Source organism: Herbihabitans rhizosphaerae (assembly GCF_004216555.1).
GTDB classification, from domain to species: Bacteria; Actinomycetota; Actinomycetes; order Mycobacteriales; family Pseudonocardiaceae; genus Herbihabitans; species Herbihabitans rhizosphaerae.
The window spans coordinates 101,484-118,340 of sequence record NZ_SGWQ01000004.1 but is presented as its reverse complement, the minus strand read 5'-3'; the positions used below and the strand labels follow the sequence as shown (position 1 = coordinate 118,340).

Here is a 16,857-nt window from a genome sequence, read left to right as displayed (position 1 = left end):
CTCACCGAGCGGGCGGGACACCAGGCATGTCTTCGGGAACGGCGCTGCGCATACGTTCGGAGTTCCAGTAGCTCGGATCGTGCGAGGGGACGACATAGGACGTCGGCCGAGGCGACGGCGTGTTCGGCCCGGCCTCGGGCCTGCTGAAGCCCAGGTACACCAGCAGCAACACGCCCGCCGCGGTGAGCAACGCCCGTCCCCGGCCCCTCATCGGAGCCTCCTACGGGGAGGCTCCATCGGCCGCGAAGTAGACCTCGGCGGTGTGATCATTGGACACGTCCTCCGTCCCTATCGACGGGGTAGCCGGCGATATGCACTAAAGGCCGGTCAGGATTGACAGTCAGGCCATGCCCGCCCGCAGCGTCGACGACTCTACGTCCATCGGCATTGTTGTTAGTGATCACGAAAGCGAAGTCGCGCGCACGATCACTTTTCCAGTCGTGTATGAGAACCAGGCATCGTTGATCTTCTTCTCTTTCGGGTTCCAAACCGGCGATCGGCTTGGCAAGCTCACGCTCTATCAGCCGTTCACGGTCCTTGTCCTCGGCACCCCCGGTCCGGTCGACACCTGTGGCGTCCGCCGGCACCGCAGCCGCCATTCTTTCTGGTGTCCAGTACTCCGCAACCTTCGTAGGCGACTCCAGGACTTTCGAGCCAACGATTCGGTCCACTTTCACGGCCGCACTAGCCGCGTTTGATGCCAACACGCTGACCACAAGTCCAGCGCACGCCATAAAGGCGACACTCTTCAACTTGTTCACTGCTTTTACCCCAATTTCCCCACAGATGGGGTCACAAACGAACCCCATGCATATCGACTGTCGCTGTATGTCGATTCGTCACAGCCAAACCAGCTACAGCACCTCTGCGTCAGGCAGCACCGCACCGATGCGGCGAGCCGGAAGGCGCGCAGCGCTACGCCGCCCGCATCGAGGCGATGTAGGTGTCTTAGCTTGAGTTTCACAGTCTGAGCAGTCGGTCTGACCGGGCGTGCAGGGCCAGTACCGCCACGCCGCCCGCGCGGCGAGGCTTGCCGCATGAGCACGCTGTCAGCGCAGGAGATCGCGCAGTACGCCTACGACGCCGGCTTTCGCGGCCGGGGGTTGACCACGGCGGTCGCGGTCGCGTTCGCCGAGTCGGGCGGCAACCCACGCGCCCACAACTCCACCCCGCCGGACAACTCCTACGGCCTGTGGCAGATCAACATGCTCGGCGACCTCGGGCCGGCGCGGCGCGACGAGTTCAACCTCAAGTCCAACCGCCAGCTGTTCAATCCGGCGCGCAATGCCAAGGCGGCCAACAAGATCTCCAGCGACGGCACGAACTGGCAGCCGTGGACCACCTACACCAGCGGCGCGTACAAGCAGTTCCTCGGCAAGGCGCGCAAGGCGGCGCGGGCGGTGTCCCGCAGCGGCGGCCACGCCGGCTCCGCTACCGCTCAGTCGGGCGGCGCGAAGGGTGACGGCTTCACCGTGAACACGCCGGCACTGGAGGCGTACGCCAAGCGTGCCGGCGGGGTCGGGGACGACCTGCGCAGGCTCGGCAAGACCCACCTGGAGCCGCTGCGCGAGACCGGTGCGGACAGCTTCGGCCAGATCGGCAGGGAGACCGGGTTCCTCGGCGCACTCAACGGGTTCACCACCGCGCTGCAGCGGCAGGTGAAGGTCACCGGCTCGAACGTGGACCGACTCGGCACGAAGGTCGCCACCGTCGCGCGGGACTACCGGGGCATCGAGGACGACATCGAAAAGCTGATGCGCAAGAGCATCGAGAAGAACTTCTAGGGGCGACGTCGTGACACCAGAACAGATCGCGCAATCGTTCGCGCACGAATTGATCGCACACCGGGACAAACTGCGCGGACGTGCCGAGGACGCACAGAAGACGCATCAGGCGTTCCAGCGCGTTTCCCAGGAGATCAGCGAACACGAGACGGCGCACAAGAAGCAGGTCGCCACCGTGTTGGGTGAATGGGACAGCGCCGGTGCGAAGGAATTCGAGAAGAAGTCGACCCGGCTCGGCCATGATTTCCAGGTGACCGCGACCGCGGGGACGAACGGCGCGAAGATCGTCGCGGATATGGCCGGCTCGATCTCCGGCGCGCACACCGCGACCGAGCGGCTCGCCACCAGCTACACCAACGAGGCGAAAGGGCTGCTCAACACGGGTTTGAACCTCTCGGGAGCCGGCGCGCGGGGCGGCATCCTGCACGCGCTCGGCCAGGTCGAGGCGCTCGGGGCACGGTATGCCAAGGAATCCGGCGGACACCTGAAGAAGGTGCGCGCCGAACTGGTCGAGGCGGCCAAGGAACTGCGCGCGCTGGAGAAGGAGGTCAAGCACGACGGGGTGGCCGAGAAACCGCGCGGCAAGAAGCACCATGAGCCCGCGAAACGGCGGCGGCGCGACCACGACAAGCCGCGCCACGCGAACACCAATGGATTGCGCAACGGTCACGTTCCGGCGAGCCGGCTCTCGTCGGTCGGCGACGGCGAGAAAATGCACAAGGCGGCCGCCGAGCAGTTCCGCAGAATGGACGCCGCCGCCAAGAAGGATGGCATCACCCTGCACGTGAACTCCGGTTATCGCACCTACGCCGAGCAAAAGCATCTGTGGGATCTGTACCAGTCCGGGCAGGGCAATCTGGCGGCGCGACCCGGCACCAGCACGCACGGCATCGGGCTCAGCGCGGACATCAACATCCCGGACCAGAAGACGTTCAACTGGCTGCGCCAGCACGCCGACGAGTACGGGTTCGTCAACGACGTGCCGAGCGAGAAGTGGCACTGGACCTACACGAGGTGAACCGATGATCACCGGATCCGCACGCGACGCCTCGGGCACGGTCACCGTCGAGGCGCACCCCGGCGGGGCGCTGTCCTCGCTCACCCTCACCAGGCAGGCCCGCACACTCGGCGCCCGGCTGCTGGCCGACACCATCCTGGAGACGATCAGGATGGCCACCGCGGAGGCGGACCAGCGGGCGCGCAACGCGCTGCGCGACCCGTCCGTCGGGGTGGGCGACGCGCAGTTCGACGCGCTCGGCCTCGGCGGCGACCTGGTGCTCGTCGAGCGGGTCGAGTCGACCACGCCGGACACCTGGAGGGCGCGATGAGGGACTTCTCCAGCTACAGCGTGGACGAGCTGATCGAGATCGCCGACCAGCCCGATCGGGGTGCACTGCCCGCAGCGCTGCGGGCGGTCACCGGCAGCGCGAGCGGCAGCCGCGTCGGCGGGGGCGTCGAGGTGACGGTGAACCTGGACGGGCGGATCGTCGGCCTCGAGCTGGCCGACTCGGCGCTGACCGATATGGCGGCGCTGGCGGCCGAGATCGCCCGACTGGCCGGGCGCGCGACCGAGGCGGCCCTGGAAGCCGGCATCGCCCTACTGGCACCGGTTCTCGGCGACCAGCTCACCACCGAGCTGCGCGCGATCGTGCTGCCGGACGAGCCCGCCGCGCCCCGACCACGAGTGTCACCACTGGACGATCGCGACGACTTCTCCACCGTCGAAACCTGGGCCGTGTAAACCCGCGAGTCCCGCGCTCAGACACGGTGAGTCCCGCGCTCTGCACGGTGCAGGGCGCGGGACTCGCCGGTGCACAGCGCGGGACTCGCGAAATCAGGGCAGGCGGGGCGACTCGAGCCAGGGGGTGAGGAGATCGCGGTGGCCGGCCAGGGCGAGGAAGTCCTCGGTGGTGGCGGTGCCGTGCCGGTGGCGGCTGGTCCACTCGCGCAGCAGCTCGAAGAACGCCGCGTCGCCGAGCCGCTCGCGCAGCGCGTGCAGGGTGAGCGCCCCACGCTGGTACACGCGATCGTCGAACATCCGGGCCACACCGGGGTCGGACAGCCGGATGTCCTGCGGCAGCGCGGCGATCACCGCCCGCGAGTGCTCGGCCAGCGTCGCCGCCGACGGCCCGCCGGACGACTCGGACCACAACCACTCCGCGTAGGTCGCGAACCCCTCGTTCAGCCAGATGTGCCGCCAGTCGGCCAGCCCGACGCTGTTGCCGAACCACTGGTGCGCCAGCTCGTGCGCGACCAGCCGCTCGAACCCGCGCCGCCCGTCGACGTGGTTCGCCCCGAAGATCGACAGGCTCTGCGCCTCCACCGGCACCTCGAGCGGATCGTCGGTCACCACCACGGCGTAGGAGTCGAACGGGTAGTCGCCGAACAGATCGCAGAACAGCGCCATCATGGTCGGCTGGCGGGCGAAGTCGTGCCGGAACGCGGGCAGCAGCCGAGCCGGCACGGCGGCCACCTGATCGCCACCCAGCTCGACCCGCTCGTACTGTCCGATTTGCACGGTCGCCAGGTACGGGGCCATCGGCGCGTCGGACGCGTAGACCCAGCTCGTCGTGCTGCCGCCGACCTTCCCGTCCACCAGGACACCGTTCGCGACAACCGTGTACGGCGACGGCGCGGTGACCGCGATCCGGAACGGCGCCTTCGCGGAAACCCTGTCGTCGCAAGGAAACCAGGACGGCGCGCCGACCGGCTGGCTGGCCACCAGCGATCCGTCGGTGAGCTGATCCCAGCCGAGGTCACCCCAGTGCCGGGTGCGCACCGGTCGCGGCGTACCGACGTAGCGCACCTCGACGGTGAACGCGCCGCGCACCGCCTTCGCCGGCCGCACGCGCAGCTTGCCGCCGCCGTGCGTGTAGCGCGCCGGCTTCCCGTCCACCAGCACGCGGTTGATCCGGAACGCGCCGAAGTCCAACTCGAAGCGCGGCAGCGTGCCATCCGCTTCCGCGGTGATCAGCGCGCGCCCGGACAGCCGCGCCGGCCCCGGCTTGTAGTCCAACTCCAGGTCGTAGTGCCGCACCCGGTAGCCGGCATTGCCGTGCCCGGGCAGGTAGGAGTCGGTTACCACGCCGTGATCGGGTTGCCCAGCCAGCGAGTGCCCGCCGGGACGTCTTCACCCCGCATCACCAGCGAGGCCGGTCCGACAGTGGCGTGCGCGCCGACCTTCGCGGCCGGCAGCACGATCCCGTGCGGCCCGAGCGTGGCACCCTCATCGATCGTCACCTGGTCCATGCGCATGATCCGATCATGGAACAGGTGGGTCTGTACAACGCAGCCCCGGTTCACCGTGGCGCCGTCGCCCAGGCGCACCAGATCGGCCTCGGGCAACCAGTACGACTCGCACCACACGCCCCGCCCGATCGACGCGCCCTGCCCGCGCAGCCACGCGTTCATGATCGGGGTGCCGTCCACCGAGCCGACCAACCACGGCACGGCGAGCATCTCCACGAACGTGTCGGCCAGCTCCGTGCGCCACACGAACGCGCTCCACAGTGGACGCTCGATCGTGCGGAAACGCCCGACCAGCAACCACTTCGCGGCGATCGCCACCGCGCACGCGACCCCACCGGCGGCCAGCAGCACCAGCCCACCGAGTGCGGCCGCGGCGGGGAAACCGATCCACCAGAGGGTGGCCAGGGTCAGCACGGCGAGCGCGGCCGAGGCCATCACCGGCACGATCCGCAGCATCTCGACGAGCCCGCGCGCGATCATCAGCCGGCGCGGCGGGTCGAACGTGCGACTGGTGTCGGATTCCTCGGCGGCGCGCGGCAGCTTCATCGGCGGCATGCCCAGATACGAGCTGCCCGCCTTGGCCCCCTTCGGGGCGGAGGACAGCACGCCGACCAGGCCGCGCTTCGGTACCGACCGTCCCGGCGCGGTCATGCCGGAGTTGCCGAGGAACGCCCGCTTGCCGACCCGCGCGGCGGCGATGCGCATCCAGCCGCCGCCCAACTCGTAGGAGCCGACCATGGTGTCGTCGGCCAGGAACGCGCCGTCGCCCACCTTGGTCAGCGACGGCAGCGCGAGCACGGTCGACGCCTCCACGCGCCGGCCCACCTTCATGCCCAGCGCGCGCAGCCAGACCGGGGTGAACAGGCTGGCGTACAAGGGAAACAGTGCCTGCCGGGCGATGTTCATCAGCCGTTCGACGGTCCACGCCTGCCAGGCGACGCGGCTGTGCACGGCGTGGTGGCCCTCGCGCAGGCCGATGGACATCGCGCGCACGGCCACCAGGATCAGCAGCGCGTAGCCGGCGAACCAGGCCAGTGTCGCGGCCGGCACGGCGAGCAGCGCACGGCCGGTCGCGGCGCCGAGTGTGGGCGCGCCGTCCAGGAACGCGGCCATGATCAGCAGCGCCGGTACCGCGGCCATCAGCGGCAGCAGGCCGAGGATGAACGAGCTGGCGCCGTAGGCGAACGACCACCGGCGGCTGCGTGCCGGGCGCTTGCCCGGCCAGCGGTGCGCCGCCTTGCCGGTCTTCGCCGCGGGCACGCCGGCCCAGCGCTGACCGGTCGGCACCGAGCCGACCACGCCGGACCCGGGCGCGATCTCGGCCCGCTTGCCGATCCTGGCGCCGGGGAACAGCGTGCTGCGCGCCCCCACGGTCGCGCCGGATCCGATCCTGATCCGTCCGATGTGGACAGTGTCGCCGTCCACCCAGTTGCCGGACAGGTCCACCTCCGGCTCCACCGCGCAGTTGCGGCCCAGCCGAAGCATTCCGGTCACCGGCGGCAGCGAGTGCAGGTCGACGCCCGGCCCGACCTTCGCGCCGAGCGCCCGCGCGTAGTGCGTGATCCAGGAGCCGGACAGGTTGGTCGCACCGGACACCTCGGCCAGCCGCTCGGCCGCCCACAGTCGCAAGTGGACACTCCCGCCGCGCGGGTAGCTGCCGGGCTTGACCCCGCGCAGCAACAGTCGCGCTCCCCCGGCAGCGATCGCCAGCCGGCCGGGCGGGCTCATCAGCAGTACCCACCCGACGGCCACGAGCCACCAGGAAACCGTTGGCGCCCAGGGCAGAGCGGTCGCCGCGAGCACGTTGCCCGCCGCGCCGAGCAGCACCGTCCAGCGCAGCCCGATCAGCGTGAACAGCGGAATCATGGCCAGCGTCTGGATCACGCCGGCGGCGCGCGGCGTCGGCACGACGGTGCGGGACGGGCGGGTGGCCGCGTCCAGCGCCTCCAGCCGGGCCGCCTGCTCGCCCAGCGTCGGGTACTCGTAGACGTCGCCGACCGAGACGGTCGGGTACTGCTCGCGCACCAGCGAGACGAGCTGCGCGGCCGCGAGGCTGCCGCCGCCGCTGGCGAAGAAGTCGGCGTCCGGAGTGGTCGCCGGCGCGCCCAGCACCGCGCCCCACTGCTCGGCCAGCCACGCCGCGACCCCGTGCAGCTCAACGGTTTCCGTCGACGTGTCCACAGTGGACAGCGGCCACGGCAGCGCGGCACGGTCCACCTTGCCGGACGTGCGGGTGGGCAGCGTGTCCACGGTCGCGATCAGCGGGACGAGTGCGGCGGGCAGTGCGGACCGCAGCCGGTCCACCGCCCCGGCGGACTCGAAGCCCTCCTCCGGCACGACGTAGCCAACCAGGATCTGGTGGCCGCCGGCAGTGCTGCGCACCGCGGCGGCGGCACCCGTGACGTGCGGCAACGCCTGCAGCGCGGCGTCCACCTCGCCCAGCTCGATGCGCCGCCCGCCCAGCTTGACCTGCTCGTCCAGCCGTCCGAGGAACACCAGGCCCTCGGCGTCGGCGCGGACCAGGTCACCGCTGCGGTAGGCGCGCGCCCATCCGGTGGACGGCAGCGGCGCGAACTTCTCCGCGTCCTTGACCGGGTCCAGGTAGCGCGCGAGCCCGACGCCGCCGATCACCAGCTCGCCGGTCTCCCCCGCCTCGACGACCTCGCCGGCCGGGTCCACCACGGCCAGCTCCCAGCCGTCCAGCGGCAGCCCGATGCGCACCGGGCCCTCGCCGGTCAGCCGCGCGGCACAGGCCACCACGGTCGCCTCGGTCGGGCCGTAGGTGTTCCACACCTCGCGGCCGTCCACGGCCAGCCGCGCGGCCAGTTCGGGCGGGCACGCCTCGCCACCGAAGATCAGCAGCCGCACGTCGTCCAGCGCGTCGGTCGGCCACAGCGCGGCGAGCGTGGGCACCGTGGACACCACGGTGATCTCCTGCTCGACCAGCCACGGCCCGAGATCCATTCCGGTGCGCACCAGCGAGCGAGGCGCCGGCACCAGGCACGCGCCGTGCCGCCAGGCCAGCCACATCTCCTCGCAGGACGCGTCGAACGCCACCGACAGGCCGGCGAGCACCCGGTCGTCCGGCCCGATCGGCTCGTCGACCAGGAACAGGCGCGCCTCGGCGTCCACGAACGCGGCGGCGCTGCGATGTGTCACGGCCACGCCCTTGGGCTTGCCGGTCGACCCGGAGGTGAAGATGATCCACGCGTCGTCGCCGGGGCCGGGCTCGCCGGCGCGTCCGGACGGCGTCTCGCGCATGACGAGCTGGCGGCCGGCGGTGAGGGTCGCGCACACGGCGGCCTCGGAGAACACCAGCTCGGCGCGCTCGTCCGGGTCCTCGGCGTCCACCGGGACGTAGGCCGCACCGGCGGCGAGCACGGCGAGGATCGACACGTACAGGTCGACCGAACCGGAGGGCACCCGCACGCCGACCCGGTCGCCGACGCCGACTCCCTCGGCGGCCAGCTTCTGCCGCAGGCCGTCCACCTCGGACAGCAGCGCGGTGTAGGTGAGGGCGGTCGTGCCGTCGTCCACCGCCGGTGCCTGTGGATACGTGCGCGCGGTCTCGGTCAGGATGCCCAGCAGCGTGCGCTCGGACGCGGCGGCACCCGCGAAGAACAGCGCGGGTGCGTCGGGTGGTCCGGTCAGGACATCAGGCTCGACAACGGCGGTCACTTCATGGCCACGTATGAAGCCACACCAACGCCTTTCGAGAGGGAATCGGACAGCTCGGGACGCCGCCGAGCAGCGAGTTTACTCGGAGTTCATGTGATTCCCGGACTTCGTGGCTGGCTTCACACGACCGTGTCGGCCCCGGATCGGTCAGCCGAGCTGCTCCGCGAGCATGACGATGATCCCCTCCGGGCCGCGGACGTAGCAGAGTTTGTAGGCGTCCTCGTAGCGCACCAGCTCGCCGACGAGCCGCACGCCACGGGCCCGCAACCCGGCGACGGCGGCATCGATGTCGTCGACCGCGAAGCCGACGCGGTGCAGGCCCAGGGTGTTCGGCGGCGCGTGCCCGAAGCCATCCAGGGCCGCCGGGGCGCGGTACCTCATCAGCTCCAGCCGTCCGTTGCCGTCCGGAGTCCGCAACATCACGACGTCCAGGCGAACGCCCTCGAGCCCACCGACACGATCCACCCATTCGCCCTCGGCCGGCCCCTCACCCATCACCGTGAGCCCGAGGTCGACGAAGAACGCCTTCACGGCCTCGAGATCCTCGACCACGATGCCCACGTTCTCCAGGCGCTGAATCGTCATGCGCGCGACAGTAGCGAATCCTGCCGAGTCACTGTGCGCCGATGATCCGGTGCGGCGCGTTCCCGTCCAGCAGTCCGGCCAGCCGGTGCGCCAGGTCCTGCCACCGCCACTGCTCCGACACCCAGCGCCGGCCGGCCGCGCCCATGGTCGCCGCCCTGGTGGGATCGGCGAGCAGCGTGGACACCGCGTCCACCACGCCGGCCAGGTCGCGGCCGTCCGCCACGTGCCCGGTGACCTCGTCCACCACGGTCTCCGGTGCGCCGCCGGACCGTCCGGCCACCACCGGCAACCCGGACGCCGACGCCTCCAGGTAGACGATGCCGAGGCCCTCCACGTCCAGCCCGCCGCCGCGGGTGCGGCACGGCATGGCGAACACGTCGCCGGCCACGTAGTGCGCCGGCAGTTCCTCCCACGGCACCGACCCGGTCAGCACCACGTGCTCGGCGACGCCGTGCTGCTCGGCCAGCGCGCGCAGCCGCCCCTCGTACGGGCCGCCGCCGACCAGCAGCAGCACCGCGTCCGGCACCGTGCGGCGGATCGCCGGCAGCGCGCGGATCAGCGTGTCCTGGCCCTTGCGCGGAACCAGCCGGGACACGCACACCACGGTCGGCCGGCCGCCGAGCCCGTGCCGCGCCCGGATCGTCTCGCGTGCGACCGGGTCCGGCCGGTACACGGAGGTGTCCACTCCGGACGGAAGGTGCTCCAGCGCGGCCAGCGCGCCGAACGCGGCGGCGAACCGCGAGCGGGTGTACCTGCTCACGAACGTCACCACGTCCACAGTGGACCCGATGCGCCGCAAAGCGTTGCGCGACACGGGAAGCATCGACCAGCCGACCTCGTGGCCGTGCGTGCTGGCGAGAACTCGGGAGGCACCGGCGGCCCGCATTCTCGGCGCGAGCAACGCCAGCGGGGCGGCCGCGCCGAACCACACGGTGTCGCACGCCTCGGCCTTGACGATCTCCGCGGCGCGGCGTGCCACGTCGGCGGTCGGCAGCATCAGCGAGGTGGGATGGCGCACCACGCCGAACGGCTGCCGCGCGTCGAACTCCGGATGCGAGCCGGTCTTGCCCTGCCACGACGGCGCGTAGACCACGAGTTCGTCGGCCGGCAGCCGGGTGGCCAGCGCGTGCAGGTACGACTGGATGCCGCCGGGCCGGGGCGGGAAGTCGTTGGTCACCAACAGGGTCCGGCGCACGCGGGTGAGCCTAGTCGCCCTTCTGCGGGGTGCGAACGCGCGAGTCCCGCGCCCAGACACGGTGAGTCCCGCGCTCTGCACGGTGCAGGGCGCGGGACTCGCCGGTGCACAGCGCGGGACTCGCGAAGTCAGCGCAGCTCGGTGCGGAGGTAGTCCTGCCAGGCGGTGAGCAGGCCGGCCGCGTCCAGCCCGATGTGCCGGCGCAGCAGGTCGTCGGCGGCCTTCGGGGAGATCGAGCCGGCGCCGGCGATCGACCGGTACATCTCCACCAGTGCCGGTTCGCCGTAGCGACTGGCCACGAACCGGGTGACCGACCACGCCTGCTGGTAGGCGAGGTCCAGTTCACGGCCCCGGCCGCGGAAGTCCTCGTCGGACGGCAGCCGCTTCGGCGGGCCGCCGGTGCGCACCTGCTGGGCCAGATCGGGCGCGGCGACGGTCAGCGACAGCCCGCTCTCCCGGTGGCCGGCGTAGTCGGCGAAGCCCTCCTGCAGCCACATCGGCGCGCCGTCCACGGTCACCCCCCGGGCGGCGATGTGGGTGATCTCGTGCCGCAGCGTGATGCGCAACGCGGCGAGCGACAGCCCGCGCACACCCGACGGGTTGGTCACCACCCGCTGGCCCTCCACCCGGCGGGTGACCGGGTCGATCCGGTCCGCGATAGCCACCGCGACGACCGAGTCGCTCGGGAAACCGGGCCCGACCAGCGCGCGCATCTCGCCGACCGAGTCGGGCACGATCAACGCCACCCGGCCGGGCCAACCGGTGCCCCACAGCGCGGTCACCGCGCGCACGGACTCGTCCAGCTCGCCGGACAGCCGCTCGGCGATCGGCTCGCTGCCCGGGTGGAAGATCACCAGACCCTGCTTGGCGCGCCGCACCTTGCACGGCGCGTAGTCCCACGGCCCGCGCCAGCTTCGCCGGCCCACGCTCTCCAGCGCGGTGTCCGAACGCAGGTACCAGGACGGGCCGCGGCGCACGAACAGGTACGCCATGCCTCGGGCGGTCGGCGTCTCGTCCACCTCGCGCAGGCCGTAGCGCAGCCGCACGCCGGGCGCCCACAGCTCCTCGGCCATGGCCGAGGACACCACGCGCGACGGCAGGCCGGCCAGGTTCGCCGCGTCGTTCGGCTGGATCTGGTACGACCAGTCCGACAGCGGCACGCCGTCCAGGTTGGCGAACAGCTTTCGTTGCGTGGCAAGGAAAGTCGGCTCGGCGTTCGGGTCCACCGTGGACATGAACAGGGCCTCGTCGCGGCGCAGAATCGCGTCGGCGCGCTTGGCCAACAGCTCGGTGACCGCCGCCGCCCGGCCGGAGTCGCGCGCGTCCACCGGACCGGAGACCGGGGGCGGGCGGCCGGCGACGACCGGAGGTGCCTCGGCCACGGGCGGCGGGCCGGGGGCGGGTGGCCTGGACAGCAGGACCAAGCCGCCGGCGATCATCGCGACGATCACCGCGGCCAGCGTCACCCGCAGCCGGGTCGAACCGCGCACCAGGCGATCCTAGGGCCTGTTCCTCGGGTTCTGAACGTAATCAGGGCCGGCGCCACAATGGCACCGGCCCTGATTCGCACACTTCGTTCGGTCAGCCGACCAGGCGCTTGGCGCCGTAGAAGTCGGAGCCGCCGCCGCTGACGGACTCGACCTTCACGGGCACGCCGGATGTCGAGGCGTGCACGATCTTGCCGTCACCGATGTACATCGCGACGTGGTGGATCGACGAGGCGCTGTTGCCGTAGAACAGCAGGTCGCCGGCCGCCAGCTCGCTCTTGGACACCGAACGGCCGTAGCCGTACTGCGCCCGGCTGGAGTGCGGCAGGCTCATGCCGGCCGCCCGGTAGGCGTAGAGCACCAGGCCGGAGCAGTCGTAGGAGCCCGGGCCCTCGGCACCCCACACGTAGGGCTTGCCGCGCTGAGCCAGCGCCACCGCGACGGCCTTACCCGCGGCTCCCGCCGGCGGGATGATCACGGTCTGGTCGTCGTCCTGCTCGAGCTTCTTCTTCTCTGCCGCCGACAGCCGGCCCATGGCCTGCTGCAACGCCGTCTTGCGACCCTCGAGCGCGCTCTTGCGCTCGTTGATCTGGGCGATCAGCTTGGCTTGGGCGTCCTTGGCCGCCTGCGCGCGGGCCTGACCGTCCGCGGCGCGCTTCTCGGCGTCCGCGGCCTGGTTGACCACGCCGGTGTACCGGTCGATGGCCACCTTGTTGTCGTCCGCGAGAATGTTCAGCGCCGACGCGCGGTCCAGGAAGTCCTGGGCCGACTGGCCGGTCATCAACGCGGACAGCTTGCTGAATCGGGCTCCCTGGAACGCCGCACCGGTGAGTACGTCGACCTTGCCGTGGAGCTGCTCCTTCTGCGTGAGCGCGTGCTCCTTGACCTGCTTGGCCGAGTTCGTCTCGCCGGTGGCCTTGTCCAGCTCGGACTGCTTGGCACCCAGGTCGACCTGGGCCTTCAGCAGGTCCTCCTGGACCAGGCTGGCTTCCTTGCTCGCCTCTTGGAACAGCTTGAGTGCTTCGGAGGCGTTGGCTGGGGGCGGGGGGGCGGGGGGCTGGGCTGACGCCGGTGCGGAGAAAACGCTGATCGCCGCGATAACGGCTCCTGCGGCAAGGGCTCCGCGCACCGAACGCTTCAGTTGATGCGACGCCACGTCGCGCGTGTCTCCTTCGTCGTCGAACCGCCGACGGTGAGTCCCTTGGCCCGGGGGACGGTCGATCGTGTCGACCTCGACCAAGGCGCTCCCGACCTGTTCGGCACAGCTCCCCGACAAAGCTGATTCGGCGGCGATCCCACGTGCCGCCCTCGGGATGGACGGCTTCCTGGCGCGAGATCTCGGCCAGGTTACGAAAAGTGAGCCCCGACGTCTACCGAGTGGTCCGAAAAAGATGAACTAGTAGCGCCGAAACACCAATGGAGCAGTGCCAACTTCGCCCTGTGACCGGCACAACAGGTCAGCTCACCTGGGTCCAACGCCGCTCATCGCCTAGTTTCGACCGTTCAGCGCTCTTTTCGTTTCTCGCCGGTGTGTCGATCTTCGGGGCGTCGCCACCCGGTCGAGTGGCCTCCGAAACCAGCCGCAGGCGCGGCACCATGCCGGCGCTGGCGAGGGCGTCGATGGCCTGTTGTTCGGACGAGTCCAGCTCCACGCTCGGCGGCGCGCCGAGCAGCACGCTGATCACGCACTCCCCGCACGCGTCGCCACGCACCTCGCAGCTGTCGCAGTCGACGATCACGGCGGCTCCTCCCGCTCTACGTTGTGTCTCGGGCGAGACGCTAGGAGCAGCCACCGACAGTTTTCGGTCACACGTTCGAGTTGATCACCCGATCGGGTGTCCTCGGGTATGCGGATATCTACCCGCCCATGAACTCCCAGTGCCACGGCTCCTCGCGCCCCTGGCCCGGCCGCGCCCAGCCGGGGTTGGCCCAGCCGAACGCGGGCGCGTTGCGGGCCAGCCAGCCGTACTCCGCGGTGCCGAAGGACTGCACGCCGCCGCACAGGTCGACCGCCAGCCCCCACCCGTGGTTGCTGGTGCCGGGCACGGCGGCCAGCGACGGCTTCTGCCCGTACAGCCGCACCTGCGACTCGAACGTGCGGTACGAGTCGGTGATGCACAACTGCCGGCCGAACACGCCGCCGAACGCCTGTGACAGCGCCATGTAAGCCTGCGCGGCGTCACAGCGCAGCGCGTGCGCGCTCCCGATGCCGCACAGCGCGGCCATCGGGATCAGGCCGTTGGGATAGCCGCCCCACGCGCGCGGCACATCGCCGTTGGCACGCGGCGGCAGCACCGCTCCCCCGCACCGCCAGCGCGGGCCGTCGTCGGTGCGCTGCGGGACCGGTGCCGGTGGCCGGGCGGCCAGCGCGGGCCTGGCCATGCCGAGCACCGCGTCGCCGGCCGGGATGTCGGTGACCACCACGCCGGCGACCCGCGCGTCCGCGGTGAGCATGGTGCGCGGGTCGAGCACGATGCCCACGCCCTGCACGCCGTACCGCGCCGGGCCGAGGAACACCACGTCGCCCGGTTGCGCGTCGCCGATCGGCACCGGCGTGAGTACGGCCATCTGTTCGCCGGTCGCGCCGGGCAGGCCGATTCCGGCGCCCTCGTAGACCGCGCGCACCAGGCCGTCGCACGAGTACGCGGTGGGTCCACCGCCACCCTGGCCGGGCACGTACGGCTTGCCCAGCGTGTCCATGGCGGTGCTGACCGCCTTGATGATCTCGGCCGGCAGGACGAGCGTCTGCTCGCCGCCGGCGATCGTGGCGAGTGCCGCGCCCGGCTGCGGACCGGCCATGCCCGGCAACGACACCAGGCCGGCCGGTAGCCGGGCCGCGTCGCGCATGGCGATCATCGGCGGCGGCACGATTCCGTTGGCGCGCAAGCGTTCCACGTACGCGCGCCAGTTCGCCGCGGTCTTCTCGTTGCGCTCCTGCTGGCTCTTCTGGGACGCGATCACCGCGGAGTTGACCTCGGCGAGCTTGCCGCGCAGCTCGCTGGACACGGCGGCGGCGCGGTTGGTCGCGTCGCCGGTGCGCTTGTCCAGGTCGGCCTTGCGCCCGATGGCGGCGGCCTCGGCGTCCCGTGCTGTGCCTTCGGCCGAGGACGCGGTGCGCTGTCGCTGGACCGAGCCGGCCAACTGTCCACTGAGGACGGACCGGATGCGGTCCACGAAGCCGGCGCCGTCCAGGAAGTCGCGCGGGTTGCGGGCGGCCAGCAGCACCCGCAGGTCGCTCGGGCTGCCGCCGACACTGTTCAGCATCGCGGCGGCGTAGCTGTCCACTTCCTTCTGCCGCCCGGCGACCACGGCGTCGGCCCGCTCGCGCTCGACCCGCGCGGCGGCCAGCGTGTCCGACGCGCGCCGCAACTCCTCCTCGGCGACGTGGATCTGCTGCGCGAGCCCGCCCAACTCGCGCTGCACGGTGGACGCGGTGCGCTGCAACTCGGCGATCTTCGGGTCGGCGAACGCCTCGCCGGGCCGGTTGTCCGGCACCGGATCGCCCGGCTCCACCCCGGACTCCACCGGTGGCGGCGCGGGCGTGGGCTGGGCGTACGCGGTGGACAGGAACAGCCCACAGCTCGCCACGGCGGCCAGCACCGCGACCGGTACCCGACGCGTACCGGACAACCGCATGGGCGCACCCTCCCGCTGATCGTGCTTACCCCTAACAACGCCCGACCGGGGCCGGCGTGACGCCCCCGTTCGAGTGCTGGCTACTCGGGCGGGAGCGCCTCGCCCTGCCAGAAGTTCCAGCGGTAGCCCCACGGGTCGGTGACCGTGATCGTCCTCGGCCCCCACGGCTGGTCGGCCGGCGGCTCCACCGCCACGCCGGCGCCGTCGACCCGGCGGTACAGGGCGTCGACGTCGTCGGTGTGCACGATGATCAGCGCGCCACCGCCCTCGTCGGCGCCCGGCGCGCGGCCGGCCATCATCACGCGCGCCGGGCCGGCGGTGATCTCCGCCTCCTCGACCGTGCCGTCCTCGGCGGTGTACCGCACGTCCGGGCCGAAGCCGAACGTCGCGGTCAGCCAGTCCAGCGCGGCGGCCGCGTCGGTGTAGTACAAGTACGGCGTGACGCCTGTGTAGGTCATCTCTTCTCCTCGAATGCGCTCGCGTACCAGGGCAGCAACACGCGCCAGCCGTATCGGCGGGCCGGGTCAGCCGGGGCGAGACGGGCCAGCCCTCGGTGTTCGATGGTGACCGTGGTGCCGGTGTCCGCCGATGCGAAAGTCACCTCGATCTCGGTCCCCTTCATGTCCACGAAGGACAGCCGGCGACCTGGCTCCCACGCGGTGATCCGGCCCATTTCGACGCCCTCGCGGGTGTGCTCGTCGTGGACGTCGAGGAACCGCCCGCCGACCCACGGCTCGAACGCGATCTCCTTGGTGCGCCGGTAATCCAGCACCGTGTACCGGTCCACCCGATACCACGAGTCGATCTCCTCGGTGAACACGCGGAACGCCTCGGCCGGGTCGACGGCGACCTCGACGCTGGCTCTGACGACGTCGCTGACGGTGTCGTCGGTCATGACCGCTCCGCGTGCCGCTTGAACTCGGCGAGCTGGTCGGTCCAGTGCGCCTGCACCTGGTCGAGCCAGGCGCGCAGCGCGGTCAGCCCGTCCGGGGCGAGGCGATAGGTGAGCCCGCGCGCGTCGGTGTCGTCCAGGTCGACGGTGACGATGCCGGTGCCGCGCAGCACCTTCAGATGGCGGCTGAGCGCCGGACGGCTGGTGCCGATCCGGTCGGCCAGCTCACTCGGCCGGCTCGGCCCGGAGCCGAGCAGCTCGACCACCCTGCGCCGGGTCGGGTCCGCCAGCGCGGCCCACACATCGTTCACCATAGAGTTAACTATTAACGTTCACTGTCACAGATGTCAA

17 protein-coding genes are annotated in these 16,857 nt (G+C 71.3%); 4 read left to right on the top strand and 13 right to left on the bottom strand.

The genetic code is table 11. The annotated features are described in order from the left end of the window. Position 1: 1 nt before the first annotated feature. Positions 2-211, bottom strand: coding sequence for a hypothetical protein (locus tag EV193_RS13880; RefSeq protein ID WP_130344530.1), 210 nt, complete (start codon positions 209-211; stop codon positions 2-4). A gap of 55 nt (positions 212-266) precedes the next feature. Continuing rightward, a complete protein-coding gene (locus EV193_RS13875; RefSeq protein ID WP_130344529.1) occupies positions 267-761 on the bottom strand; it encodes a hypothetical protein in 495 nt (164 codons plus the stop codon). 276 nt (positions 762-1,037) lie between these two features. Here EV193_RS13875 and EV193_RS13870 point away from each other — a divergent pair, with 276 nt between their 5' ends. The 4 genes from EV193_RS13870 to EV193_RS13855 are packed head-to-tail and all read left to right on the top strand — an operon-like array spanning position 1,038 to position 3,525. Beyond that, a complete protein-coding gene (locus tag EV193_RS13870) occupies positions 1,038-1,784 on the top strand; it encodes a transglycosylase SLT domain-containing protein (RefSeq protein ID WP_130344528.1) in 747 nt (248 codons plus the stop codon). 10 nt (positions 1,785-1,794) lie between these two features. Beyond that, positions 1,795-2,802 (top strand): M15 family metallopeptidase, encoded by a 1,008-nt coding sequence (locus tag EV193_RS13865; RefSeq protein ID WP_130344527.1) that lies wholly within the window; start codon positions 1,795-1,797, stop codon positions 2,800-2,802. 4 nt (positions 2,803-2,806) lie between these two features. Beyond that, the gene (locus EV193_RS13860; protein ID WP_130344526.1) at positions 2,807-3,112 is read left to right on the top strand and encodes a YbaB/EbfC family DNA-binding protein; all 306 of its coding nucleotides are present in this window, start codon (positions 2,807-2,809) and stop codon (positions 3,110-3,112) included. Then, positions 3,109-3,525: a hypothetical protein gene (locus EV193_RS13855; protein WP_130344525.1), complete on the top strand. Its 417-nt coding sequence runs from the start codon at positions 3,109-3,111 to the stop codon at positions 3,523-3,525. Before EV193_RS13860 ends, EV193_RS13855 begins: the two co-directional genes overlap by 4 nt. A 93-nt stretch (positions 3,526-3,618) precedes the next feature. On the opposite strand, the gene EV193_RS13850 is transcribed toward EV193_RS13855, so the two are convergent. The 11 genes from EV193_RS13850 to EV193_RS13800 form a co-directional block, all read right to left on the bottom strand. Continuing rightward, the gene (locus tag EV193_RS13850) at positions 3,619-4,869 is read right to left on the bottom strand and encodes a M1 family metallopeptidase (RefSeq protein ID WP_130344524.1); all 1,251 of its coding nucleotides are present in this window, start codon (positions 4,867-4,869) and stop codon (positions 3,619-3,621) included. Then, the gene (locus tag EV193_RS13845; protein ID WP_242613369.1) at positions 4,863-8,711 is read right to left on the bottom strand and encodes a Pls/PosA family non-ribosomal peptide synthetase; all 3,849 of its coding nucleotides are present in this window, start codon (positions 8,709-8,711) and stop codon (positions 4,863-4,865) included. Before EV193_RS13845 ends, EV193_RS13850 begins: the two co-directional genes overlap by 7 nt. Positions 8,712-8,858: 147 nt before the next feature. Next, positions 8,859-9,296 (bottom strand): VOC family protein, encoded by a 438-nt coding sequence (locus EV193_RS13840; RefSeq protein WP_207222631.1) that lies wholly within the window; start codon positions 9,294-9,296, stop codon positions 8,859-8,861. A gap of 28 nt (positions 9,297-9,324) precedes the next feature. After that, a complete protein-coding gene (locus EV193_RS13835) occupies positions 9,325-10,491 on the bottom strand; it encodes a glycosyltransferase family 4 protein (RefSeq protein ID WP_130344523.1) in 1,167 nt (388 codons plus the stop codon). Positions 10,492-10,619: 128 nt separating this feature from the next. Next, positions 10,620-11,981, bottom strand: a complete 1,362-nt coding sequence (locus tag EV193_RS13830; protein ID WP_130344522.1) for a peptidase MA family metallohydrolase — start codon at positions 11,979-11,981, stop codon at positions 10,620-10,622. A 91-nt stretch (positions 11,982-12,072) separates the two neighbouring features. Then, positions 12,073-13,134, bottom strand: a complete 1,062-nt coding sequence (locus EV193_RS13825; RefSeq protein WP_130344521.1) for a C40 family peptidase — start codon at positions 13,132-13,134, stop codon at positions 12,073-12,075. Positions 13,135-13,435: 301 nt separating this feature from the next. Then, positions 13,436-13,717 carry a hypothetical protein gene (locus tag EV193_RS13820; RefSeq protein WP_130344520.1) on the bottom strand — a complete coding sequence of 94 codons (282 nt, stop codon included), beginning with the start codon at positions 13,715-13,717 and terminating at the stop codon, positions 13,436-13,438. A gap of 118 nt (positions 13,718-13,835) precedes the next feature. Further along, positions 13,836-15,614, bottom strand: coding sequence for a D-alanyl-D-alanine carboxypeptidase family protein (locus EV193_RS13815; protein ID WP_130344519.1), 1,779 nt, complete (start codon positions 15,612-15,614; stop codon positions 13,836-13,838). 80 nt (positions 15,615-15,694) lie between these two features. Further along, positions 15,695-16,072, bottom strand: coding sequence for a VOC family protein (locus EV193_RS13810; RefSeq protein ID WP_130344518.1), 378 nt, complete (start codon positions 16,070-16,072; stop codon positions 15,695-15,697). Then, positions 16,069-16,509: an SRPBCC domain-containing protein gene (locus EV193_RS13805; RefSeq protein ID WP_130344517.1), complete on the bottom strand. Its 441-nt coding sequence runs from the start codon at positions 16,507-16,509 to the stop codon at positions 16,069-16,071. The genes EV193_RS13810 and EV193_RS13805 overlap by 4 nt, the downstream gene beginning before the upstream one ends. Continuing rightward, positions 16,506-16,820, bottom strand: coding sequence for an ArsR/SmtB family transcription factor (locus EV193_RS13800; RefSeq protein ID WP_130344516.1), 315 nt, complete (start codon positions 16,818-16,820; stop codon positions 16,506-16,508). The genes EV193_RS13805 and EV193_RS13800 overlap by 4 nt, the downstream gene beginning before the upstream one ends. Between the last annotated feature and the right edge of the window lie 37 nt (positions 16,821-16,857).

Bases quoted from the DNA above. Each gene is read 5' to 3' on its own strand.
- EV193_RS13880 (WP_130344530.1), bottom strand. From the start codon at position 211: ATGAGGGGCCGGGGACGGGCGTTGCTCACCGCGGCGGGCGTGTTGCTG.
- EV193_RS13870 (WP_130344528.1), top strand. From the start codon at position 1,038: ATGAGCACGCTGTCAGCGCAGGAGATCGCGCAGTACGCCTACGACGCC.
- EV193_RS13860 (WP_130344526.1), top strand. From the start codon at position 2,807: ATGATCACCGGATCCGCACGCGACGCCTCGGGCACGGTCACCGTCGAG.
- EV193_RS13855 (WP_130344525.1), top strand. From the start codon at position 3,109: ATGAGGGACTTCTCCAGCTACAGCGTGGACGAGCTGATCGAGATCGCC.
- EV193_RS13840 (WP_207222631.1), bottom strand. From the start codon at position 9,296: ATGACGATTCAGCGCCTGGAGAACGTGGGCATCGTGGTCGAGGATCTC.
- EV193_RS13815 (WP_130344519.1), bottom strand. From the start codon at position 15,614: ATGCGGTTGTCCGGTACGCGTCGGGTACCGGTCGCGGTGCTGGCCGCC.
- EV193_RS13810 (WP_130344518.1), bottom strand. From the start codon at position 16,072: ATGACCTACACAGGCGTCACGCCGTACTTGTACTACACCGACGCGGCC.
- EV193_RS13805 (WP_130344517.1), bottom strand. From the start codon at position 16,509: ATGACCGACGACACCGTCAGCGACGTCGTCAGAGCCAGCGTCGAGGTC.
- EV193_RS13800 (WP_130344516.1), bottom strand. From the start codon at position 16,820: ATGGTGAACGATGTGTGGGCCGCGCTGGCGGACCCGACCCGGCGCAGG.